Raw genomic sequence first — 22,887 nt, forward strand, 5'->3', positions numbered from 1 at the left:
CCCCTAGGCTCGACGGCGTGACCGCCTCCGTCCCCGCCCCCCAGCCCCGGCCCCGCGACGTCGTCGGCATCGTCGGCCTCGTCCTCGCGATCGTCCTCGTCCTCGCGCAGATCGGGCGGACCGCGCTCACCACGGCCATCCCGGTCCTCGCGTTCCAGGGCGGCTTCGACACCACTCAGATCGGGGCGCTCTTCGCCGCCCTCGGGGTCACGATGCTCGTGCTCGCGACGGCGACCGCGATCGTCGGCGTCATCGGCGTCGCGCGGAAGGACCGCGCCCGGCTGCTCTCGGCCGTCACGCTCGGCGTCGGCGCGAGCGTCGCGATCGTCGAGCTGGGCGCGCTCGTCGTCCCGCCCCTGGTCGGCCTCTCCCTCCAGTACTGACGAGGCCCGCCGGAGCGGATCCCTCCGCCCGCCCTCGCAGGATCCGCACGGCGCCGCGTCCGTTCCTCGCGCTCCGCTGCGCCGCGACGGCCCTGCCGGCTTCCCGGCGATGCGCCAGGATGGGGGCATGACGACACGCGTGGACGGCCTCTTCGTCTACCCGGTGAAGGGCCTGACCCCGCAGCCGCTCCCCCGCGTCGAGCTCACCGCCGGCCGCGGCGTCCCCTTCGACCGCACGATCGCCCTCGCCCGCCCCGGCGGCGCCTACCGGCCCGGCATGCGGCACGGCATCTCCAAGCGCGAGTACTTCGTGCTCGTCGCCGAGGCGCGCCTCGCCGGCCTGACCACGCACCTCGACCCCGACAGCGGAGTGCTCACCGTCGACGTCCGCGGCCACCGGGTTCTCTCCGCCGACCTCGGCGCGGAGGACGGCCGGGCCGCACTGCGCTCCTTCGCCGCCCGCGTGCTCGACCTGCCGCCCGGCGTCGAGCCCGTGATCGCCCAGGACGCGGGGCGCCGCTACACCGACACGGCCCACAACTCCGACATCGAGATGGAGTACGTCTCGCTGATCAACCTGGCGAGCGTCCGCGACCTCGCCGAGCGCACCGGCCGGAGCGTCGATCCGCTGCGGTTCCGCGGGAACATCCACCTCGAGGGGCTGCCCGCGTGGAGCGAGCTCGAGCTGCTCGGCCGCGAGCTCACCGCGGGCGGGCTGCGGCTGCGGATCACGAAGGCCACCGAGCGGTGCGCCGCGACCGAGGTCGAGCCGGGCACCGGTCGGCGCGACCTGCCGGTCCCTCGCCTGCTGCACGAGACCTACGGCCACGAGCTCCTCGGCGTCTACACGGAGGTCCTCGACGGCGGCACGCTCGGCGTGGGCGACGAGCTGGTGCTCCGTGGCTGAGCTGCGGCTCGTGGTGGCCGAGCGCGAGGCGCTCACCCCGGCCGTCACCCGCTTCGTGCTGCGGAGCGAGGACGGCGCCCCGCTGCCCGGCTACTCCGCCGGCGCGCACCTCACGCTCACGACCCCCTCCGGCGAGCGCCGCAGCTACAGCCTCGTCGAGCCGGGATCCGCGGAGCCGTCGCACTACGCGATCGCGGTGCGCCGCGAGCCCGGGGGTCGGGGCGGATCGCGGAGCCTCCACGACGACGTCCGCGTCGGCGATGTCCTCTCCTCCGCGCCGCCCGCGAACACCTTCGCCCTCCGGCCCGCCGCCCGCTACCTCCTGATCGCCGGCGGGATCGGGGTCACCCCAATCCGCGCGATGGCCGCCGAGCTCCGGGCGCAGGGATCGGCCGTGCAGGTCGTCTACCTCAGCCGCACCCCCGAGGACACCGCGTGGCTCGACGAGTTCTCCGCCGACGGCTCCCTCGTGCACCACAGTGCGATCCACGGCCGGCTCGACCTCTGGCCGCTCGTCGCCGAGCCCGACGACGACACCCGGATCTACTGCTGCGGTCCGTCCGCGCTGATCGACGAGGTCCTCGCCCTCACGATGCACTGGCGCCCGAGCCGTATCCACGTCGAGGACTTCGCGGGCGTCGACACCGTCGGCGACCGGGCCGTTCCCTTCGCCGCCGTCTGGGAGCCGACCGGAGCCGTCGTGGAGGTCCCGGCCGACCGCTCGCTCCTCACCGCGCTCCGCTCCTCCGGGATCGACGTCGACTCCTCCTGCGAGTCGGGCACGTGCGGCACCTGCCGCCTGCGCCTCGTCGGCGGGACGGCGGAGCACCGCGACCTGGTGCTGACCCCCGAGGAGCAGGACCGCTGGATCATGCCGTGCGTCTCGCGCTGCGCCGGCGGCGAGCTGGTCGTCGCCCCGGAGTGACGGAGCGACGGGGCCGGTCCCACGCACGCCGGCCGACACGCGTCGGCCGTCGTGTGACGCCGCGTGACGGGCGCCCGGCGCCCGGTCCCCCGCGTGCCTAGGCTCCCGGACGGGGGACCATGACCGTCACGACCGAAGGACTTCCGATGACCAGCACCTCCGTCCGCACCCAGCTCGACGAGTTCACCGTCGGCTTCGACGAGACGGTCGGCCCCGAGCTCGCCGCCGTCTTCTCCGGCGAGCGCGACGACCTCGTCGCCGCCGGCGCCCCGAGCGGAGCCGTCACCGCCGGCGACGCGCTCCCCGCCGCCTCCGTCGTGACCGTTGACGGCGACACCGTCGACCTCGCGGACGTCCTCGGCGCGGGCCCGGCCGTCCTCGTCTTCTACCGCGGAGCCTGGTGCCCGTACTGCAACATCACGCTCAAGCACTACAACGAGACCCTCGCCCCCGAGCTCGCGTCGCGCGGAGTCGCCCTCGTCGCGATCAGCCCGCAGACCCCCGACGGGTCGCGCGCGGCGGTCGCGAACGGCGACCTGGGCTTCACCGTCGTCTCCGACCCCGGCAACACGCTCGCGAGCGCTCTCGGCATCGTCACCGCCCCCAGCGGCGACGCGCAGGAGGCGCACACCGCGCTCGGCTTCGCCGTGAAGGACAGCAACGCCGACGACACTCCGGCCGTCCCGTACCCGACCGTCCTGGTCGTCGACGCCGACCGGCTCGTCCGCACAGCGGACGTGCACGTCGACTACACGACGCGCACGGAGACCGAGGAGATCCTCGCCGCTGTCGACGCGCTCTGACACCTCCGCTCGCACCCTGAGCACGCGCGGCGGTCGAGCGCACCCCCTCGCCCGCCGCGCCGCCGCTCCCTAGGCTCGACCCGTGACAGCGGAGACGGACGTGCTCGTGGTCGGCGGCGGTCCGGTCGGACTCCTGCTCGGCGCGCTCCTGGCGCGGGCCGGAGTGGACGTGCAGGTGTGGGAGCGGCGCTCCTCGGTGCCGCGCGGCTCGCGGGCGATCGGCATCCATCCGCCGTCGCTCGACGCGTTCGCGGCGGTCGGCGCCGATGCTCCCGTGCTGGCCGAGGCCACCCGGGTCCGCGAGGGCGTCGCGCGCAGCCGGGGCCGCACCCTCGGCACGCTCTCGTTCGCACGCGCCTCCGCGACGCACCCCTACGTCGTCACCCTCGACCAGCACCGCACCGAGGCGATCCTCCGCGAGCGCCTGGAGGCGGCGTCCCCGGACGCGCTGCGCCCCGGGGTCGCGCTGACCGGCCTGCTCCGTCGCGGCTCCACCGTCGAGGCGACCGGCACCGGACCGGGCGGCGAGCCGGTATCCGTCCGCACCGCCTTCGTCGTGGGAGCCGACGGCGCCCGCAGCACCGTCCGCGACCTGCTCGGGATCCGCACCACCGGCCGCGACTACCCGGACCGCTACGTGATGGGCGACTTCGCCGACCCCGAGCCCGGCGGTCTCACCGGCACCGCGCTGGTCGACGTCGGCCCGGCCGGAGTGGTGGAGTCCTTCTCGCTGCCGGGCGGCCGGCGCCGGTACGTCGCCCTGAGCGGCCCCGACCGCTCCCTCGGCGCCCCCGCCTGGCGGCCCGAGGAGGCCCCCGACCAGGAGGCCGCGCGCGCCCTGGCCGCCGCTGTCCGCGACCGGACGGGCGCCGACGCCGACCCGGACACCTGCACGATGCTCAGCGGATTCCAGGTGCGGCGCCGCGAGGCCGAGCGGATGGGCGTCGGCCGCGTCGTACTCATCGGCGACGCCGCGCACGAGATCAGTCCGATCGGCGGGCAGGGCATGAACCTCGGCTGGCTCGACGCCGCCGAACTCGCCCCGCTCCTGGCCGGTGCCGTGCGCCGCGGCGAGGCCGGCCCCTGGCCCGGCTTCGCCCGGCGGCGCACCACCGCGGCCCGGCGCGCGGCGCGGCAGGCGGAGGCGAACATGGCGCTCGGACGCCCGCTCGGCACGCTCGCGCACCGCGGCCGCGAGGCGTTCCTCCGCACCGCCCTCGCCCTGCCGACCTCGGACCTGCTCGCCCGCGTCTACGCGATGCGCTGGTCCTGAGGTCGCGGGCGGCCGGTCAGCCGACCAGCCGCGCGCCCGCCAGCCCGAGCTCGACCACCAGCACGAGCGAGGCCGCGATCACCAGCCGGAACAGGGTGCGCGTGGGCGGGCCGGTCAGCACCAGGCGGATGCCCGCCGCGGCGAGCACGACCACCGCGAGGGTCCCGATCACCGCGAGCACCACGCCCGTCCCGCGCACCGGCTGGTCGCCGACGAGCTGTCCGACGAGCACGAGCAGCGCGGCGACCACCAGCGACCCGAAGGCGACGACTCCGGAGAGCCGCAGGCCGAGGCGGTGGGGGAAGCCGCGGACCCCGGTGGCCTCGTCGTCGACCAGGTCGGGGAGCACGTTCGTGCAGTGGATCGCGATGCCGAACACGGCGCCGGTCGCGATCGCCCACCAGGCGGGGAGCCGGCCGTCGCCCGCCGCGACCGCCACCACCGGCAGCAGCCCGAAGGCGACCACGAAGGGAGCGACCGACCAGACCGTGCGCTTGAGCCCCGCGTCGTAGGCCCAGCCCGCGGCGACCAGCACCAGGTGCGCGACCGCGGCGACCGGTCCGAGCAGCAGCGAGAGCACCACGGCGGCCGCCGCCGTCCCCAGTGCGGCGGCGCGGACGGCGCCCACGCCGATCAGCCCCTGCGCGACCGGCTTGTCGGTGCGCCCCACCGCGCGGTCGCGGTCGGCGTCGATCCAGTCGTTCGCGAGCCCGATCGAGAGCTGCCCGAGCAGCACGGCGAGCGCCACCAGCACGACCTGCCCGAGCGGATGCCCGGACGCCGCCGCGATCACGGTCGCCAGCACGGTGACCGTCACGGTCGGCCCGGGGTGCGACGAGGCCAGCAGGAGTCGCACCCGGGACGTCATCCCGCCAGCCTACGGTCGCGGCGGCACAGCGGGGCGCCGGTCGCGCTCCCCGCCCCGGAGCGGGATCCAGCGTGGTCCGAGCGCGGCGCCCTCATCAGCCCGCGACGGGAATGGCCCGGGATGGGGCAGGGTTGCACCACCCGGCATCCCGACTCAGGAAGAAGGCCTCGTGGACCTCGTGCACTGGCTGTTCGACGCGCAGATCGTCATCGGCGAGCAGACCGTCCTCTGGCGGGAGGTCATCGGCAACGTCTTCGGGCTCCTCAGCGCCCTCGGCGGGATGCGGCGGAAGGTCTGGGCCTGGCCCGTCGGCCTCATCGGCAACGTGCTGCTGTTCACGGTCTTCATGGGCGCCCTGTTCGGCACTCCCAACCCCGTCAACCTGCTCGGCCAGGCCGGGCGGCAGGTGATGTTCATCCTGGTCAGCGTCTACGGCTGGTACCGGTGGACCCACCGCCCCGACGACTCGACCACCTTGATCGAGCCGCGCTGGGCGTCGTGGCGCACCCGCGGCCTGCTGGTGCTCGGGATGGTCGGCGGCACCGCGGTGCTGACCCCGGTGTTCCGCGCGCTCGGCTCCTACGAGCCGGTCTGGAGCGACGCGTGGATCTTCGTCGGCTCCGTCCTCGCCACCTACGGCATGGCGAAGGGCTGGACCGAGTTCTGGCTCATCTGGGTGGCCGTCGACCTGGTCGGCGTGCCGCTGCTGTTCTCGGCCGGCTACTACGCGTCGGGGCTGATGTACGTCTTCTACGGCGCGTTCACCCTGGTCGGCTTCTTCGTCTGGATGCGGCAGGGCACCCGTCCGTCCGCCGCTCCGATCACGGTCGGCTGGCTCTAGCAGCCCGCCGCCGCCGGCGGAAGTGGCCGTGCGGGAGGCGCTGTCGGTGGTCCACTGGGAGCGGAGGCGCCCGCCTCCCCCACCCGGAACGGACGCCATGCTCTCCCTCGTCTACTCCAGCCGCACCTCCGCCGGCTTCACGGACGCCGACCTCCCCGCGCTGCTCGCCCAGTGCCGCGCGAACAACGAGCGCCTCGGCCTGACCGGCATGCTCCTGCACCGCGACGGCCGATTCCTCCAGGTGCTCGAGGGGCCGGACGCGGTCCTGCGCGAGCGGATGGCCGTCATCGCCGCCGACGAGCGCCACACGCAGCTGCGCACCCTCCTCGAGGAGCCGATCCGGGAGCGGCTGTTCCCGGAGTGGTCGATGGCGTTCGAGTCCGCCGCCGACGCCGACGCCGCCGGGCTCCGCACCTCCTTCGACGACCTCGACGACGCCGAGGCCGAGAGCGCGACGCTCCCGGCCCTGCGCGAGCTCATCCGCTTCTTCCGCGAGCGGAGCTAGGCGGAGCTGGGCGGAGCTGGGCGGAGCTGGGCGGAGCTGGGCGGAGCTGGGCGGAGCTGGGCGGAGCGATACGGGACGCCGGGATCGCGGCCGGTCCGCCGCCGGAACCCGACGCCCGTCACTCCTCCGCCGAGAGAGGAGCGAGCCGGTCGAGCCGCGCCAGGAGCGGGGCGAAGCCGTCGCCGAGCAGGGCGCTCAGCGGCTCGCCGAACCAGAACCGCCAGACGGCGTCGAGCTCCTCGCCGGTGATCCGTCCTCGGCGCAGGAGGATGCTCGCGATCGGGGCCGCCTCAGACGCGTACTCGTCGCGGGGAGCGCCGTCCTCGCGACCCGGCTCGAGTCCGTACGGATCGACCCCGTCGAGCTCCCGCAGGACGGCCGCCACCATCGCGTCACGCCGTTCCGCGGTCGCGCCGTCCTGATCCGTCGGTGCTCGGCACTTCATCGCGAGAAGGTACCGAGCCCACTCCTCGTCGTCCATTCGTCGTCTCCGATCTCTCCGGATGCCGCGCCTTCTCGAGGCCTTTCTCTTCCTTCGGCGCCGGCTTGTCGAGGCACGGGGGAACCGCCTCTCCGACGGCTTGTCATCCCCCCGCGAGAAAGGCGCGGACGCCTTCCCGCGTCAGCCCCGAGGCGACGGCGAGCCGGTGCTCTCCGGCCCCGAGTCGGGCGGCTCCGCGGAGGGCCGCGGCCCTTTCTCCGCCCTCGCCGGAAGTCCCGCTCCGGAATGCCGCGAATTCCGCGGACACCTTATCGAGAGCGTCGACGACATCGCCGGACACGCTCTCCGGCGGCTCGCCGAGATCGATGCGCCAGCCTCTCCCGGACTTCTCGTCGCTGTCGTTCACACGCGGGAAAGTACCCCGGACCGCAGGGTGGCGCCTGTGATCGCCCGACGCCGTCGCGCCCCAGGGATCCGTCGTCGACGTCCGAGCGCACACGCCTCCCGGTCCGGAGAGGACGGCCTTCGAGGACTGTCCCGTGGACCTCGTCGCCGTGCTCCGCTCCGATGCGGCCTTCGCCTCGGCCGAGGTCTTCGACGGCTGACCCGACCGCGGCGACCACCCGCTGCGACGACCGCGGGGCGGAGGCGCGGATCGCGTCGTTCCGGCGCGCCCGCACCAGCGGTGCCGGAACGTCCGGCCGATCCGGGAGCGGCACCCGTCCGAGCCGTCGAGGTTCCGTCGGTGTGCAGGCCCCCGCGCCGAGGGACGTAAAGTGTGCTCACACGCGCCCGCGGACGGGCGAGCCGCCCGTGAGGGCGCCCCGGTCCTGCGTCGGAGGCGCCGATCACAGAGAGCCGCGGTGCCCGATGCCGGAAGACAAGCCCGCGTCGCGGGCGCCGAGCATCTACGACGTCGCCCGCGCGGCCGGCGTCTCGCACCAGACCGTCTCCCGGGTCCTGAACGACCACCCGAGCCTCCGCGCCGAGACGAAGAAGCGCGTGCTCGAGGTCATGGCCGAGCTCGACTACCGCCCCAACCTCGCCGCGCGGGCACTGGTCACCAGCCGCACCCGCACCGTCGGCGTGCTGTCCTCGCAGAGCCTGCAGTACGGTCCGGCCTCGAGCATCCAGGCCATCGAGGTGGCGGCGCGCGACGCGGGCTACCTCGTGGTCACGGCCAACGTCGACGGCACCGACGGCGCGTCGATCCAGGCCGGGATCCGGCATCTGCTCAACCAGGCGGTCGAGGGCCTCGTGGTCGTCGCGCCGCAGATCCGCGTCTTCGACATCCTCTCCGGAGTCGCGCTGCGCATCCCGCACGTGACGCTGCAGACGAGCGAGGACGACCGCGACGACGCGCTCTACGTCGACCAGATGGCCGGCGCCCGCATCGCCACCGGGCACCTGATCGACCTCGGGCACACCGAGATCGTGCACCTCGCCGGCCCGCAGGACTGGATCGAGGCCGAGGCGCGGATGCGCGGCTACCTCGCCGAGCTCGACCACCGCTCGATCCCGCTGCGCCCGCCGCTGCTCGGCGACTGGAGCGCCGAGCGCGGCCACCGCGTGGGCCTCGAGCTCTCGCGCTTCCTCGACTTCACCGCGGTGTTCGCGGGGAACGACCAGATGGCGCTCGGACTGATGAGCGCGTTCCACGAGCGCGGGGTCCGCGTGCCGGAGGACGTCAGCGTCATCGGCTTCGACGACATCCCCGAGGCTGCGTTCTACTGGCCGCCGCTGACCAGCGTCCGCCAGGACTTCGTGGAGCTCGGACGCCGGTGCGTGGCCGCGCTGCTCAGCCTGATCGAGGGCGACCGGCCGGAGAAGGCGGCGCCGATCGCTCCGCAGCTGGTCGTCCGCGGATCCACGGCCGTCCCCCGGAGCGCGAGCGTCACCGCCTCGCGCTGACCGGCGGCCGCGACGCCCTCGCGCCGCGACCGCCCGGGATCACTCGCCGTGAGCGGCGATCGACACGTCGTTCCAGCGCTTCCAGGTCTCGAGGCGCGACTCGTAGTCCGCCGTCGCGATGCCCAGCGGCGCGCGCCCGAAGAAGATCCGCAGCGGCGGCTCGTCCGCGTCCACGACCGCGAGGATCCCGAGGCGCGAGGCCCGCGGGTCGCCCGGCTGAGCGGCGGAGGGGCGTCGGCTCGCTGCCTCCCGGACCTCGTCGTACGCGGCGATCGGCTCGCTGCGCGACGCGGAGGGACCGGACCAGTCGGTCGAGTACCCGCCGGGCTCGACGAGGGTCACGTGGATCCCGAAGCCGGCGACCTCGGCGGCCAGCGACTGGGTGAAGCCCTCGAGCGCCCACTTCGACGCGTGGTACGCGCCGATCGAGGGGAACGCGCTGATGCCGCCGATGCTCGACACCTGGACGATGTGGCCCGAGCCCTGCTCGCGGAGGATCGGCAGCGCGGCCTGGGTGACCCAGAGGGCGCCGAAGACGTTGGTCTCGAGCTGCGCGCGGAACTCCTCCTCGGTGAGCTCCTCGATCATGCCGAAGTGCCCGTAGCCGGCGTTGTTGATCACGACGTCCAGTCGGCCGAACCGGTCGGCCGCGGCCTGCACGGCGGCGAAGCCGGCCTCGCGGTCGGTCACGTCGAGGGTCAGCGGCAGGAACGTGTCCGGGTACTCCTCGACGAGGGCGTCGAGGGTCTCGATCCGGCGGGCGGTCCCGGCGACCGAGTCGCCGCGCTCGAGCGCCGCCTCGGCCCACTCGCGGCCGAAGCCCTTCGAGGCGCCGGTGATGAACCAGGTCTTCGTCATGGTGTGCGTCCTTTCGACAGTGCTGGACGCAACGCCGACGGCTCCGGCTCCCTTCCGGGGCCGGGGACCCTTGACAGCACCGCTCCGATAGCGGACGACGCGCCGCGGGTGTCCCGTTACCGAGTCGAGACGTGCGCGTTGACACGAACGGCGCCGTCGGGTCTAGCATGACGCAATGTGATCGCTCACATGGCATCACATCTCCGCCCCGATCCCGAGGGCGGCCCTGCATCCACTGCATTCAATGACGAAGGAATCACAGTGACCACAATGAAGCGCGCTCTCATCGCCGGCATCGCCGGCGGAGCGATGATCCTCTCCCTCGCCGCCTGCTCCTCCGGAACCGGTGGCGGCTCGGGCTCGGGATCCGGCGACGGCGGCCTCGTCGGCGTCGCGATGCCGACCAAGTCGTCCGAGCGCTGGATCGCTGACGGCAACAACGTCAAGTCGCAGCTCGAGGAGGCCGGCTACCAGGTCGACCTTCAGTACGCCGAGGACGACATCCCCACCCAGGTCTCGCAGCTCGAGAACATGATCACCAAGGGCGCCAAGGCCCTGATCGTCGCCTCGATCGACGGCACCACCCTCACGAGCGTGCTCGAGGAGGCCAAGGCCAACGACATCCCCGTCATCGCCTACGACCGCCTCATCCGCGACTCCGAGAACGTGGACTACTACGCCACGTTCGACAACTACAAGGTGGGCGTCCAGCAGGCCACCTCGCTCCTCGCGGGCCTCGGTCTCACCGACCTCACCGGCGCGAAGGCCGCCGACGCCCCCGCCGGCCCGTTCAACGTCGAGCTGTTCGCCGGCAGCCCCGACGACAACAACGCCACGTTCTTCTTCAACGGCGCGATGGACACCCTCCAGCCGTACATCGACGACAAGACGCTCGTCGTGAAGTCCGGCGAGACCGACTTCAACACCGTCGCCACGCTCCGCTGGGACGGCGAGGTCGCCCAGAGCCGCATGGAGGACATCCTCACCAAGACGTACTCCGACGGCTCCAAGGTCCAGGGCGTCCTCTCGCCCTACGACGGCCTCAGCCGCGGCATCATCTCGGCTCTGACCGACGCCGGCTACACCGTCGGCTCCGACTTCCCGATCATCACCGGTCAGGACGCCGAGCTCGACTCCGTCAAGGCGATCATCGCCGGCGAGCAGTACGCGACCATCTACAAGGACACCCGCGAGCTCGCCAAGGAGGCCGTGAAGATGGCCCAGGCCGTGCTCGAGGGCACCGAGCCCGAGGTCAACGACACCGACACCTACGACAACGGCAAGAAGGTCGTCCCGTCCTTCCTGCTCGAGCCGGTCATCGTCACCAAGGACCAGATCCAGTCCGTCCTCGTCGACGGCGGCTACTACACCGACGCGGAAGTGAACGGCTAGTCCTCTCTCCTCACCCGAGAAGGAACACCCCGGGAGGGCGCCCACCGGGCGCCCTCCCCCACTACGAAGGAAGGGAGGCGGCGTGACCTCGAACATCCTCGAGATGCGCGGCATCACCAAGACGTTCCCGGGCGTGAAGGCGCTCCAGGACGTCACGCTCAACGCACAGCGCGGCGAAGTCCACGCGATCTGCGGGGAGAACGGCGCCGGCAAGTCGACGCTGATGAAGGTCCTGTCGGGCGTCTACCCGCACGGGACCTACGAGGGCGACATCGTCTTCGAGGACGAGGTGATGCAGTTCGCCAGCATCCGCGACTCGGAGGCGAAGGGCATCGTCATCATCCACCAGGAGCTGGCCCTCAGCCCCTACCTCTCCATCGCGGAGAACATCTTCCTCGGCAACGAGGTGCGCGGCTTCGGCGGCCTGATCGACTGGAACAAGACCAACCAGGAGGCGGCGGCGCTGCTGGCCCGCGTGGGTCTGCGCGAGAACCCGACCACCAAGATCATGGAGATCGGAGTCGGCAAGCAGCAGCTCGTCGAGATCGCGAAGGCGCTCTCGAAGCGGGTCAAGCTGCTCATCCTCGACGAGCCCACCGCGGCCCTGAACGACGAGGACTCGGACCACCTGCTCGACCTGATCCTGCACCTCAAGGAGCAGGGCATCACGTCGATCATCATCAGCCACAAGCTGAACGAGATCAAGAAGATCGCGGACACCGTCACGGTCATCCGCGACGGCAAGACCATCGAGACGATCGCTCACGACGACGTCACCGAGGACCGCATCATCAAGGACATGGTCGGCCGCGACCTCGACCACCGCTACCCGGACCACACGCCGCACATCGGCGAGGAGATCCTGCGCGTGGTCGACTGGACGGCCCACCACCCCCAGGACCCGACCCGCGTCATGGTGGACAAGGTCAACCTGTCGGTCCACCGCGGCGAGATCGTCGGCATCGCCGGGCTCATGGGCGCCGGACGCACCGAGTTCGCGATGAGCCTCTTCGGCCGCTCCTACGGCAGCCGCATCTCCGGCCAGGTCTTCAAGGCCGGCAAGGAGATCAAGATCCGCAACGTCTCGGAGGCGATCGCCCACGGGCTCGCCTACGCGACCGAGGACCGCAAGCACTACGGCCTCAACCTCATCGACGACATCAAGCGGAACATCTCGCTCGCGTCGCTCGACAAGGTCGCCCGCGGCGGACTCGTCGACGACAACCGCGAGTTCGAGGTCGCCAACGAGTACCGCGGCAGCATGAACATCAAGTCGCCGACCGTGCTCGCCAAGACCGGGAAGCTCTCCGGCGGCAACCAGCAGAAGGTCGTCCTGTCGAAGTGGATCTACTCCGACCCGGACGTCCTCATCCTCGACGAGCCCACCCGCGGCATCGACGTGGGTGCGAAGTACGAGATCTACACCATCATCAACCGGCTCGCGGCGCAGGGTAAGGGGATCATCGTCATCTCCTCCGAGCTGCCGGAGCTGCTCGGCATCTGCGACCGCGTCTACGCGCTGTCGGAGGGCCGGATCACGGGCGAGCTGCCCATCGCCGAGGCGACGCCCGAGGCGGTCCTCACCCTCATGACCCAGGAGAAGCAACGATGACCGATCTGCAGAACGAACCGTCCACCGCGGCCGGTGCGCAGGTGAAGCCCACCGAGAACGCCTTCACGAAGCGCCTCAGCCACGTGCTGGGCGACCTCGGCAAGAACGGCATCTTCATCGCCCTCATCGTGGTGGTGCTGCTGTTCGAGGTGATGACCGGCGGAATCCTCCTCCGCCCCCAGAACATCTCGAACCTGATCGTCCAGAACGGCTACATCCTGATCCTCGCCATCGGCATGGTGATGGTCATCGTGGCCGGGCACATCGACCTCTCGGTCGGCTCGGTCGCGGCGTTCGTCGGAGCGATCTCGGGCGTCTTCGCGGTCAACATGGGTCTCCCGTGGTGGCTGTCGATCATCCTCTCCCTCCTCATCGGCGCCCTGGTCGGAGCGTGGCAGGGCTTCTGGATCGCCTACGTCGGAATCCCGGCGTTCATCGTGACCCTGGCGGGCATGCTGATCTTCCGCGGCCTGGCGCTCGTCGTCCTCGGCAACGCGAACATCGGCTCCTTCCCGACCGAGTACCGCGCGCTGGGCAACGGCTTCCTCACCGACCTGTTCGGCGAGACCGACCTCGACCCGCTGTCGCTCGTCATCGGCGCGCTCGCGATCGTCGCCTTCGCCGTGCAGTCCGTGCGCACCCGCCGCGGCCGCCAGAAGTACGCGCAGAGCGTCGAGCCGGGCGCCTGGTTCGTCACCAAGCTCGTCCTCGTCTCCGTCGTGATCGCGGCCTTCTCCTTCGCGCTGGCCACCTTCAAGGGCATCCCGGTCACCCTGATCGTGCTCGCCGTACTCGTCCTGATCTACGGCGTGGTCATGAACCGCTCCGTCTTCGGCCGTCACGTCTACGCGATCGGCGGCAACCTGCACGCCGCGGAGCTGTCCGGCATCAAGACCCGCAACGTCACCTTCTGGCTGTTCGTCAACATGGGCGTCCTCGCGGCGCTGGCCGGCCTCGTCTTCACCGCGCGACTCAACCTCGCCGGCCCGAAGGCGGGCGACGGCTTCGAGCTCGAGGCCATCTCGGCCGCCTTCATCGGCGGCGCGGCGGTCCAGGGCGGCGTCGGCACCATCGGCGGCGCGATCATCGGTGGCCTCATCATCGGCGTCCTGAACAACGGCATGTCGATCATGGGCATCGGCATCGAGTGGCAGCAGGCGGTCAAGGGCCTCGTGCTCCTGCTCGCGGTCGCCTTCGACGTCTACAACAAGCGCCGCTCGGGCGGACGCTAGGCCCTGCGGTCGTGCCCGACTGGTCGCGGTTCCTGCCGCTGAGCACCGGGCCCTCGGTCGACGAGACGGGCGTCAGCAACGACTGGCGCCCCCTCGTCGCCGAGAGGCTCGACCGCCTCGCCGTCCTGGCCGCCTCGCCCTCCACCACGGAAGGCGAGGCGGCCAGTGCCGTCTCCCGGGACGCCCTGCTCGGAGAGCTCGTCGTGCGGCTCTCGAGCAGCACCGGCCAGCGCCTCGCGACGCGGATGGGCGCCCGAGAGGCCTCCTCCCCTCCTCCTCCCGCCGAGATCGCCCCGGCCCTGGCCGCTCTCGCCTCCGCTCGCCGCGCGGGCGCGGGTCCCCGCTCGGTCGCCGAGCTGGTCGAGGTCGTCCGCGTCGAGCTCGCGCTCTCCCCCGAGCCGCTCGCTCTCTCCTCCCGCATCACCGGCGGGGTGGCCCTGGACCGCCTGCAGCGCGCGCCGCTCGCGATCCGCGCCGCCGTCCGCGGTCGCACCCTCGCTCCGACCGACGCGGAGTGGGAGCTCGGCTCCGGCCCCGCCCTGCGCGTGCCGGCCGGCGCGATCCTCCGCTTCCTGCTCGGCCTCGGGCCCTTCCCCGCCGAGCCGACCGCCTAGGCGGCGCCGCCTCCTGCCCCCGGGCGGAGGCGGCGCCGCGCCGGTCGTAGCATCGGAGGATGACGCGCTCACTGCCGAGAAGCACCCCGTCCGCCCGCTCCGTCGACGCCGAGGGAGTGCTGGCCTTCGTCGAAGGCGTCGAGGCCGCTCCCGGCGTCGAGCTGCACGGCCTGATGGTCGTGCAGGGCGGCGACGTGGTCGCCGAGGGCTGGTGGGCGCCGTACTCGGCCGAGCGGCCGCACCTCTTCTACTCGCTGAGCAAGAGCTTCACCGCGACCGCCGTCGGCCTCGCGGTCGCCGAGGGCCTGGTCGACCTGGACGCCACCGTCCTCTCGTACTTCCCCGAGCTCGACGACGAGATCACCGACCCGCGCTCGCGTGCGATCCGCGTCCGCCACGTCCTCGCGATGGCGAGCGGCCACTCCGCCGAGACGATCGACCGTGCCGAGGAGACGGACCCGGCCGACCTGGTGCGCGGCTTCCTCCTCCTCCCGCCGGAGCAGGAGCCGGGCAGCGTCTTCGCCTACAACCAGCCCTGCACCTTCGCCGCCGCCGCGATCGTGCAGCGCGTGAGCGGGCAGTCGCTGACCGACTACCTGCGCCCGCGCCTGCTCGATCCGCTCGGCATCGGCGAGGTCGCCTGGCATCGCGACGACTCGGGGCGCGAGCTCGGCTACAGCGGGCTGCACGCCACCACCGAGGCGGCAGCTGCGCTCGGACTGCTGTACCTGCAGGAGGGGCGCTGGGGCGACCGGCGGATCCTCTCGCCGGAGTGGGTCGCCGAGGCGTCCCGCGCGCACGTCCCGACCCACGAGGACGGCGGACCGGACTGGCAGCAGGGCTACGGCTTCCAGTTCTGGCGGTCGCTGCACGGCTACCGCGCGGACGGCGCGTACGGGCAGTTCAGCCTGATCGTGCCCGAGCACGAGCTCGTGATCGCGCTGACCGGCCAGACCTCGGACACGCAGACGCTGCTCGCGCTCGCCTGGGAGCACCTGCTCCCCGCCGTCGGCCGCGGGTCCACGGCGGAGGCCGACGCCCGGCTGGCCGACCGGCTGTCGGAGCTCGCCCTTCCCCCGCTCGAGGGCGCCTCCCCCGCGACCGGGAGCTACACGCCGGTCGGATCGTGGCCCGACACCGTCGAGGTGACGGCCGACGAGGGCGGCTGGACGCTCGCGCTGACCGAGGGCGACGAGCGCTTCACGGTGACGCCCGGCGCGGGAGCCTGGACCGTCGACGGGCCGTTCGCGGCGAGCGCCGGACCCTCGGGCGACGGAGTCCTGGTCGACGTCGTGTTCCTCGAGACCCCGCACCGCCTGCACGTCGAGCTCGGTCCCGACCGCACCGCCTGCGTCCGCTGGGAGACGGAGCCGCTGCACGACGGCCCGCTCGCCGGGCTGCGCGCCCCGCGCTGACGGCAGGGCCCGCTCCGCTCCTCCGTCGCGGACGCCCGTCCGCCCCTCGGCGACGGGCCGTTCGCGACGGATCGAGAGGGGTCGCGCTCGGCCGTGCGGACCGCGCGCATCGGGCGGTGCTCACCGGGGGTCGACGAGTCGAGGAGCGGAGTGGGCACGAGGGTCCTTCCTGGGTGGCGGCGCTCTGGCACAATCGTCGGAGCGCTGCTCCGGAACATTGCGGAGCGCTGCTCCGGAACGTGGTGGAGCTGCGCTCGGAGACATTACGGAGCGCCGCTCCGAAAAGCAAGGAGAACCGATGAGCGACCGTGTGCCCCGCACGCCCGGCCGACCGCGGACGAGTCGCGACGCACTGCTCGCCGCCGCGGCGACGGTGTTCGTGGCCTCCGGCGTGGACGCGCCGGTCCGCGAGATCGCGGCGGAGGCCGGCGTCGGCATGGGGACGATCTACCGGCACTTCCCGACCCGCTCGGAGCTCGTGGTCGCCGTCTACCGCCACCAGGTCGAGGCCTGCGCGGAGGCGGGCCCACGGCTGCTCACCGACAGCGCGACCCCGGAGGCAGCCCTCAGGGCCTGGGTCGCCCACTTCGTCGACCTCCTGGTGACCAAGCACGGCCTCGCCGGTGCGCTCCAGGGCGACAGCGCCGGATCCGACGCCCTGCACGCCTACTTCGTGGAGCGGCTCGTCCCCGTCTGCGGCGACCTGCTCGAGGCGGCACGACCCGCCCGGATCCCGGCGTCGAGTCTCAGCGGCTACATGCTCCTCAAGGGCATCGGCAACCTCTGCATCGGCGCCGCCCACGATCCGGACTACGACGCCGACACCCTCGTGCAGGCCCTCGTCACCGGAGCGCTGCAGGCGGATCAGCCCTGATCGCCTCCACGGTCCGCTCGACCGCGTCCTCGACCGCCGCCCTGCGGCTCGCGTCGTCCTCGCGCTCGGACTCGTGGACGACGACGGCCCCGCCGCGCCGGGCTCCGCAGTAGTCGATGATCCCGTGCTGGATCTGCGTCAGCAGCGCCTGCTCGTAGCCGTGCCGCTCGTAGGTCCCGGCGGAGTCCCCCGCGACGAGGACGAGGTGGACGGTCAGAGCGCCGAGCCTGCGCTGCGTGCCGTGGACGGGGTCGATGTCGAAGGCCCAGCCGGCGAGGAAGACGCGGTCGATCCAGCCCTTCAGCAGCGCGGGCATCGACCACCAGTAGACGGGGAAGACGAGCACGAGGTGGTCGACGCCGTCGAGCCGGCGCTGCTCGCGGAGGACGTCGTCGGGAACCGGGCCGACACCGCGGTAGCGGTCCCGGTCGGCCGCGCCGAACCGCGGGTCGAAGCCCTCGGCGTCGAGGTCGGCCGTCTCCACTCCGTCGGGGCCGAGCTCCTCCCGCAGCCGCCGGGCGAGGGCGGCGGTGAGGGAGTCGCGGTCGGGGTGCGCGGTGACGAGGAGGGTGCTCACCGCTCCAGTGAACCGCACCCGCCCTGCGGCACCCCTGGCAGGATGACCCGGTGACTCCGCACCGCTGCCCCCGCCGCCCCGACGTCGTCTCCGTCGAGCTCGTCGGTGGACCGGAGCCGCTCGAGCTCGCCCTGCACGAGCACGACCCCGAGTGGTCCGCCCTGTTCGAGGAGCACCGGCGGCGCATCCTCGAGGCCGTCCCGGGCGTGCGGGTCGAGCACATCGGCTCGACCTCCGTCCCGGGCCTGCCCGCGAAGCCGATCGTCGACGTGCTCGTCGTCGTGCCCGACGTCACGGCGGAGGAGGACCACGTCGCGCCGCTGCTCGCGGCCGGCTACGTCCTGCGCACCCGCGAGCCCGGGCACCGGCTCGTCCGCACGCCCGGACGGGACGCCCACGTCCACATCTACGAGGAGGGTCATCCCGCGATCGACGCGTACCTCCTCCTGCGCGACCGGCTGCGCACCGACCCGGCCGACCGCGAGCTCTACCGCAGCACGAAGGCGTCTCTCCTCCTCCGGCGCTGGGAGGACGGGAACGACTACGCCGAGGCGAAGTCCGCCGTGATCGCCGCCATCCTCGAGCGCGCGAGATCCTCGCAGCCCTGAGACCTCCCGCGCTTCGTCCAGAACAGCGCCAACTTCCTCGACCTGCGCACGCTGGGCGGCGACGACGTCGGAGCGGACTACCTGCCCTGGGCGGCGGACGCGGCGACCGCGGCGGACGGCTCCGTCGTGGGCGTGCCGACCGACGTGGGCGGCCTCAGCTTCGCCTACCGTGCGGACCTGTTCGAGCAGGCAGGCCTCCCCACCGATCCGGACGAGGTCGCCGCGCTCTGGAGCGACTGGGACGGCTTCCTCGCGACCGGCGAGAAGTACACGGCCGCGACCGGTGAGCCCTTCGTCGACAACGTGGAGACCAGCGTCTTCTACTCGACGATCAACCAGGTCACCGAGAAGTACTACTCCCCCGACGGCGAGCTCGTCTACGACACGAACCCGCAGGTGGAGGACGCCTTCGACATCGCCGTGAAGGCCCACGACACGGGGATCAGCGCCGGCATCGCCGCCTTCTCCTCCGGTTGGGCGCCCGGCCGGGCGAACGGCTCGTTCGCCGTGACCGTCGCTCCGTCCTGGATCCTCCAGGGCATCAAGACCGACGCCCCCGACACCGCGGGGAACTGGCGCGTCACCTCGGTCCCCGGAGTCGGCGGCAACTGGGGAGGCAGCGTCATCGCCATCCCGGCGCGGGCCGAGCACCCGCAGGCCGCGTGGCAGTACATCCAGACGATGATGTCGGCGGAGGGCCAGGAGGACCACTTCGCCACCTCCGGCACGTTCCCCGCCGCCACCGCCGCCCTGCAGAGCGACAGCGTCCGCGCCTACACCGATCCGTTCTTCGGCGACTCGAGGATCGGCGAGGTGATCGCGAGCTCGGTCGAGGACTTCCCCTCGTTCGTGAACGGCCCCGACACCGGAGCGATCGGCGCCGCTCTCTCGGGGGCGCTGGTCGAGCTGGAGTCGGGCAACGTCTCCTCCGCCGACGCCTTCTCGAGCGGGCTCGACAGCGCTCGCCAGGCGGTCGGCGGCTAGGCCGCACCGCACGTCCGATCGCCCTCGAGCCCTCCGGCCCGGGGGCGATCGCGGTTCGGGCGGCATCGGATGATCGCCGGTTCGCGGAGCGCGCCTTCCAGTCGGGCGGAGCGCTCGTGCCGGAAGGTCGAGCAGCGAGGACCGGGCCCGCAGCCGTCGGGATCCGGCGATCGAGTGGATTCGGATGTTGACGTCATCAGACCCTCGTGGAAGCGTGATGTTTGCGTGAACATGCGCGAAGTCCCCGGTGCAAAGGAGCACAGCATGACGTCTCGACCACGAACGGCCGCCGCGGCGGTGGCCGCGCTGCTCGTCGCAGCACTCCTGGGAACAGGAGCGCAGTCGGCCTCGGCCGCCGTGGCCACGGATCCCGACGACGGAGTGCCGCGCACCTCGACGCCCGTGACCTACACCGACTACCCGGCGGTCCAGGACCCGGGCAGCACCGCGGCCGGCTACTTCCAGCCCTACTGGTACGACACCGACGGCCGCCACATCCAGGCGCACGGCGGCCAGATCGTCACCGTCGAGGAGGGCGGTCAGCAGGTCCAGTACTGGTACGGCGAGGACCGCACGAAGGGCTACTGGAACAGCCCCGGAGTCGCGGTCTACCGCTCCACCGACGGCCACAACTGGGAGAACAAGGGCACCGCGCTGCGCAGCGTCTCGGCTCCGGCCGACCTCGAGGCCCCCTACTTCGACGCGCTCTACGACACCGTCGACGGCTCCGGAGCCCCTCGCGCCGACCGCATCGCGGAGCTCGACTACCACCTCGACACGACGCAGGCCTCGCCGAACACCGCCATCTTCGAGCGCCCCAAGGTCCTCTTCAACGAGAAGACCGGCAAGTGGGTCATGTGGTGGCACTCCGACGGCCGGACCACGCCGGGCGGCAGCACCTACGCGCGCTCGATGGCGGGAGTCGCCGTCTCGGACAGCCCGACCGGGCCCTTCACGCTCCAGGGCGTCTACCGCCTCTACAACCGCACGGACTACAAGGCCTGCACCACCTCCGCCGTTCCCGGGCAGGCGCGGGACATGACCGTCTTCCAGGACGAGGACGGCACCGCGTACATCTCCTACTCCTCCGAGGAGAACTACTCGCTCTACGTGGCGAAGCTCGACGCCGACTACACCAACGTCGAGCGGACCACCACGACCGACACCCTCGACGCGAACCAGTACTCGGCCGACGGGACGTACCCCTACGTCTTCGCCGACGGTGCGGCCGGAGCACCGGTGCGCGGCACCGACTTCCAGATCGTGAAGGAGTGCGGACACCTCGAGGCGCCCGCGATCTTCGCCAACGGCGGCAAGTACTACACGATCGCCTCCGGGGCGACCGGCTGGGCGCCGAACCCGCAGACCTACTACACCGCCGACTCGATCCTCGGCGCGTGGACCCGCGGAGTCGAGAAGGGTGACGCCGACGAGAACGTCGCCTACAACGCGATCCCGGAGGGCGGCGACGGCCTGCTCTCGATCGGCGACTCCCGCAAGACGACCTTCGGCTCGCAGTCGACGAACGTCCTCACGCTCGCTCCCGGGAAGTACGTCTACATGGGCGACCGGTGGAACGAGGGCAAGTCGGACTCGACCTACGTCTGGCTCCCGATGACGGTCGGTGAGAACGGCCGCCTCGAGATGCGGAACCCGGCTCAGGAGGACCCGGCGCGCTGGGGATCCGGCTGGAACCTCTCCTACTGGGACGACAAGGGGGTCGGCGAGGGCGTGTGGTCGGTCGTGGACGCTCGACTGCCGAAGCAGGTCCGCCGCGGCGCCGACATCGCCGCCGCGCTCCCCTCGACGGTCTCGGTCGCGAGCAACGGCTCGACCCGCGACGTCGCCGTGACCTGGGCCGCCCCCGGCCCCGCCGAGCTCGGCACGGTGCAGGTGACGGGCACGCTCGCCGCCGACGCCGGGTTCTCCTCCGGCCGCCGCTTCACCCGCACGATCGAGGTGGCGGAGCCGGGCATCGCGAACCTCGCTCCCGGAGCCTCGGTCGCGGTCTCGAGCCGCACGGACCTCGCCGGCAAGCTCATCGACGGCGACGTCAAGGGCAAGGGCTGGGACGACTGGTCCTCGGCCGGCTACCCGCGCGACAGCCGCCTCTCCTTCTCCTGGGGCGCGGCGCAGAACCTCGACTCGGTGACGGTCAGCACCTACAAGGACGGTGCGACCGCCACCTGGCCGTCGAGGATCGAGGTCGAGTACCAGGTGAACGGCGCATGGACGACTTCCTCCGTCGCCACCACCCTCAGCCAGGCCGCGACCGGATCCGCCCCGACGGCGATCCTCGACCTGTCCTCCCTGCCCGACACCACGGGCCTCCGCCTGCACCTCACCAGCGCGGCGAACACGTGGCAGTCGGTCTCGGAGGTGCAGATCTGGGGCACCGCGCCGCCGACGAACGTCTGCCGCGTTCCCGGGGCCGCGGTCTCGGCGTCGTTCAGCCAGACGAAGTACGCGACCCTCCCCGCGAAGAACGCCTGCGACGGCAACGTGAGCACCCCCTGGTCGACCTGGACCGACGGCACCTTCGCCGGCAGCGCCGAGTTCACGCTGACGAACACCGAGGCGCACCGCGTCGCCGGGCTCACCTTCACCAACACCGAGGGCACCCTGGCGTCGGTGAGCGTGGCCTACCGCGCCGAGGACGGCACCTGGAAGCCGACCACCGCGCAGAACGTCGCTCCGGCGGCGAACGGCACGCTGACCACGATCCCGTTCGCGGCGGTCTCGGCCACCGGCCTGAAGCTGACCTTCTCCACGCCGGGCTCGTTCCTCAAGATCGGCGAGATCGTCGTCCCCGAGGCGGCCGCCCCGGCGCTGACGGTGCCGGTGACCGTGACGTCGCGCTGTGTGGCCGGGAAGGCGGTGCTGACTGTCCTCGCCAAGAACGGCGGCACCGCTCCGATCGACGTCGCGATGGCCTCGGCCTACGGCTCGAAGACGGTCACCGCGGTGGCCGGGGGCGCGAGCGGATCGGCCGCATTCACCACCCGCCTGGCGAGCATGCCGGGCGGCCAGGTGACGGTGACCGCCACGGCGGGCTCCGAGACCCTCGCGCAGACGGTGGCCTACCCGGCCCGCGTCTGCTGAGCGCACGGCGGCCGGTCGACCGGCCGTGACGGAGGAGGGAGTGCCCGTGGGCGCTCCCTCCTCTGCATGTGCGGCACATCATCCGAGGCGCAGGGCGAGTGCGGGCTCGAGGCGCGCGGCTCAGGGCTCCAGATGCCGAAGGACGTGCCGGGCCTGGGCGGGAGCGCCGTCACGTCGATCTCCGCGGGCGGGAAGGAACAGCCGCTCCCCCGCAGGCGCTCCCCGAGAAGGAGATCGGTCGCCTGATCGATCCGGCTCAGCGCCGCCTCGTCGAGGAGGTGGGCGCACGAGAATGGCCGAGCCCGCTGGCGCGCTCCGCGGCACTCCACCCGGAAGCGGGGGTGCAGAGCTCTTCACGCTCCTGGTAGTAATCACAGGCGGGCGCATCGCAGAGCCCGCAGAACTGGACCGTCCGTGACCCGCACCACCCGCGCTCTCGCCGCGTTCGTCCCGACGACGACCCTCGTGCTCTCCGTGGTGTTCGCCTCCGCCGCACTCGCGCCCGAGGCGATGACCGCCCCGGAAGCGGTGTCGACGCCGACCGCCGCCTCGCCCGCGGAGGATGCGGCGCCGACTGCGGACCCCTCCGCTCCCGGTGCGGGATCCGGCGCCTCCGACCGCCGCTCCTCGAGCCCCTCCTCCGCGGACCCCGTCGACCCCGCGCAGCCGACGACCGGCCGCCGTGCGCTCAGCAGACGCGGGCCGGGTAGGCCACCGTCTGCGCGAGGGTCTCGGAGCCCGCCGTGGCGGTCACCGTCACC

22 protein-coding genes and 1 pseudogene are annotated in these 22,887 nt (G+C 72.4%); 18 read left to right on the forward strand and 5 right to left on the reverse strand.

Going from position 1 to position 22,887, the window contains the following annotated elements:
- The first annotated feature begins 17 nt into the window (after positions 1 to 17).
- The 5 genes from C5D09_RS15620 (at position 18) to C5D09_RS15640 (ending at position 4,291) form a co-directional block, all read left to right on the forward strand.
- On the forward strand, positions 18 to 383 hold the full coding sequence (locus C5D09_RS15620; protein WP_104269709.1) for a hypothetical protein: 366 nt from the start codon (positions 18 to 20) through the stop codon (positions 381 to 383).
- Between the two features lie 127 nt (positions 384 to 510).
- Entirely contained in the window at positions 511 to 1,290 is a 780-nt protein-coding gene (locus tag C5D09_RS15625; protein ID WP_181135066.1) for an MOSC domain-containing protein, read from the forward strand.
- Positions 1,283 to 2,215 (forward strand): PDR/VanB family oxidoreductase, encoded by a 933-nt coding sequence (locus tag C5D09_RS15630; RefSeq protein WP_104269711.1) that lies wholly within the window; start codon positions 1,283 to 1,285, stop codon positions 2,213 to 2,215. Before C5D09_RS15625 ends, C5D09_RS15630 begins: the two co-directional genes overlap by 8 nt.
- Before the next feature lie 146 nt (positions 2,216 to 2,361).
- Positions 2,362 to 3,018, forward strand: coding sequence for a peroxiredoxin-like family protein (locus C5D09_RS15635; protein ID WP_104269712.1), 657 nt, complete (start codon positions 2,362 to 2,364; stop codon positions 3,016 to 3,018).
- Between the two features lie 82 nt (positions 3,019 to 3,100).
- Positions 3,101 to 4,291, forward strand: coding sequence for an NAD(P)/FAD-dependent oxidoreductase (locus C5D09_RS15640; RefSeq protein WP_104269713.1), 1,191 nt, complete (start codon positions 3,101 to 3,103; stop codon positions 4,289 to 4,291).
- Between the two features lie 16 nt (positions 4,292 to 4,307).
- Here the strand turns inward: C5D09_RS15640 and C5D09_RS15645 are convergent, their stop codons facing one another.
- Positions 4,308 to 5,159 carry a UbiA family prenyltransferase gene (locus C5D09_RS15645; protein WP_104227404.1) on the reverse strand — a complete coding sequence of 284 codons (852 nt, stop codon included), beginning with the start codon at positions 5,157 to 5,159 and terminating at the stop codon, positions 4,308 to 4,310.
- A gap of 169 nt (positions 5,160 to 5,328) precedes the next feature.
- Here C5D09_RS15645 and pnuC point away from each other — a divergent pair, with 169 nt between their 5' ends.
- Together pnuC and C5D09_RS15655 are read left to right on the forward strand one after the other, a co-directional pair.
- Positions 5,329 to 6,000 (forward strand): nicotinamide riboside transporter PnuC, encoded by a 672-nt coding sequence (pnuC, locus tag C5D09_RS15650; RefSeq protein ID WP_104269714.1) that lies wholly within the window; start codon positions 5,329 to 5,331, stop codon positions 5,998 to 6,000.
- A 97-nt stretch (positions 6,001 to 6,097) separates the two neighbouring features.
- Complete coding sequence (locus tag C5D09_RS15655) at positions 6,098 to 6,505, forward strand: BLUF domain-containing protein (RefSeq protein ID WP_104269715.1); 408 nt, start codon at positions 6,098 to 6,100, stop codon at positions 6,503 to 6,505.
- A gap of 118 nt (positions 6,506 to 6,623) precedes the next feature.
- Here the strand turns inward: C5D09_RS15655 and C5D09_RS15660 are convergent, their stop codons facing one another.
- Together C5D09_RS15660 and C5D09_RS15665 are read right to left on the reverse strand one after the other, a co-directional pair.
- A complete protein-coding gene (locus tag C5D09_RS15660) occupies positions 6,624 to 6,950 on the reverse strand; it encodes a hypothetical protein (RefSeq protein WP_146085660.1) in 327 nt (108 codons plus the stop codon).
- Between the two features lie 139 nt (positions 6,951 to 7,089).
- Positions 7,090 to 7,353 (reverse strand): hypothetical protein, encoded by a 264-nt coding sequence (locus C5D09_RS15665; protein ID WP_104227400.1) that lies wholly within the window; start codon positions 7,351 to 7,353, stop codon positions 7,090 to 7,092.
- Positions 7,354 to 7,817: 464 nt separating this feature from the next.
- On the opposite strand from C5D09_RS15665, the gene C5D09_RS15670 reads away from it, so the two are divergent.
- Positions 7,818 to 8,858, forward strand: coding sequence for a LacI family DNA-binding transcriptional regulator (locus tag C5D09_RS15670; RefSeq protein WP_104234510.1), 1,041 nt, complete (start codon positions 7,818 to 7,820; stop codon positions 8,856 to 8,858).
- Between the two features lie 39 nt (positions 8,859 to 8,897).
- Here the strand turns inward: C5D09_RS15670 and C5D09_RS15675 are convergent, their stop codons facing one another.
- On the reverse strand, positions 8,898 to 9,716 hold the full coding sequence (locus C5D09_RS15675) for an SDR family oxidoreductase (protein WP_104269717.1): 819 nt from the start codon (positions 9,714 to 9,716) through the stop codon (positions 8,898 to 8,900).
- Between the two features lie 270 nt (positions 9,717 to 9,986).
- On the opposite strand from C5D09_RS15675, the gene chvE reads away from it, so the two are divergent.
- From chvE to C5D09_RS15705, 6 genes are all read left to right on the forward strand, one after another.
- Positions 9,987 to 11,108: a multiple monosaccharide ABC transporter substrate-binding protein gene (chvE, locus tag C5D09_RS15680; RefSeq protein ID WP_104224984.1), complete on the forward strand. Its 1,122-nt coding sequence runs from the start codon at positions 9,987 to 9,989 to the stop codon at positions 11,106 to 11,108.
- Positions 11,109 to 11,190: 82 nt separating this feature from the next.
- The gene (gene mmsA / locus C5D09_RS15685) at positions 11,191 to 12,720 is read left to right on the forward strand and encodes a multiple monosaccharide ABC transporter ATP-binding protein (RefSeq protein ID WP_104224983.1); all 1,530 of its coding nucleotides are present in this window, start codon (positions 11,191 to 11,193) and stop codon (positions 12,718 to 12,720) included.
- Complete coding sequence (mmsB, locus tag C5D09_RS15690) at positions 12,717 to 13,952, forward strand: multiple monosaccharide ABC transporter permease (RefSeq protein WP_104227395.1); 1,236 nt, start codon at positions 12,717 to 12,719, stop codon at positions 13,950 to 13,952. The genes mmsA and mmsB overlap by 4 nt, the downstream gene beginning before the upstream one ends.
- Positions 13,953 to 13,963: 11 nt before the next feature.
- Positions 13,964 to 14,566: a hypothetical protein gene (locus C5D09_RS15695; RefSeq protein ID WP_104269718.1), complete on the forward strand. Its 603-nt coding sequence runs from the start codon at positions 13,964 to 13,966 to the stop codon at positions 14,564 to 14,566.
- 59 nt (positions 14,567 to 14,625) lie between these two features.
- Positions 14,626 to 15,981, forward strand: coding sequence for a serine hydrolase (locus C5D09_RS15700; RefSeq protein WP_104269719.1), 1,356 nt, complete (start codon positions 14,626 to 14,628; stop codon positions 15,979 to 15,981).
- Between the two features lie 298 nt (positions 15,982 to 16,279).
- Positions 16,280 to 16,855 (forward strand): TetR/AcrR family transcriptional regulator, encoded by a 576-nt coding sequence (locus C5D09_RS15705; protein WP_104269720.1) that lies wholly within the window; start codon positions 16,280 to 16,282, stop codon positions 16,853 to 16,855.
- Here C5D09_RS15705 and C5D09_RS15710 read toward each other — a convergent pair.
- A complete protein-coding gene (locus C5D09_RS15710) occupies positions 16,824 to 17,432 on the reverse strand; it encodes an NAD(P)H-dependent oxidoreductase (protein ID WP_104269721.1) in 609 nt (202 codons plus the stop codon). The two genes, C5D09_RS15705 and C5D09_RS15710, sit on opposite strands and share 32 nt — an antisense overlap.
- Positions 17,433 to 17,482: 50 nt before the next feature.
- On the opposite strand from C5D09_RS15710, the gene C5D09_RS15715 reads away from it, so the two are divergent.
- The 4 genes and pseudogenes from C5D09_RS15715 to C5D09_RS17750 form a co-directional block, all read left to right on the forward strand.
- The gene (locus C5D09_RS15715) at positions 17,483 to 18,040 is read left to right on the forward strand and encodes a GrpB family protein (protein WP_104269722.1); all 558 of its coding nucleotides are present in this window, start codon (positions 17,483 to 17,485) and stop codon (positions 18,038 to 18,040) included.
- Positions 18,041 to 18,091: 51 nt separating this feature from the next.
- Positions 18,092 to 19,024, forward strand: a complete 933-nt coding sequence (locus C5D09_RS15720) for an ABC transporter substrate-binding protein (RefSeq protein WP_258065696.1) — start codon at positions 18,092 to 18,094, stop codon at positions 19,022 to 19,024.
- A gap of 264 nt (positions 19,025 to 19,288) precedes the next feature.
- The gene (locus C5D09_RS15725) at positions 19,289 to 22,126 is read left to right on the forward strand and encodes a discoidin domain-containing protein (RefSeq protein WP_104269724.1); all 2,838 of its coding nucleotides are present in this window, start codon (positions 19,289 to 19,291) and stop codon (positions 22,124 to 22,126) included.
- Between the two features lie 414 nt (positions 22,127 to 22,540).
- Positions 22,541 to 22,887: pseudogene (locus C5D09_RS17750) on the forward strand (hypothetical protein); the annotation flags it as partial.

It is taken from the genome of Rathayibacter sp. AY1C9 (assembly GCF_002932315.1).
GTDB lineage: Bacteria > Actinomycetota > Actinomycetes > Actinomycetales > Microbacteriaceae > Rathayibacter.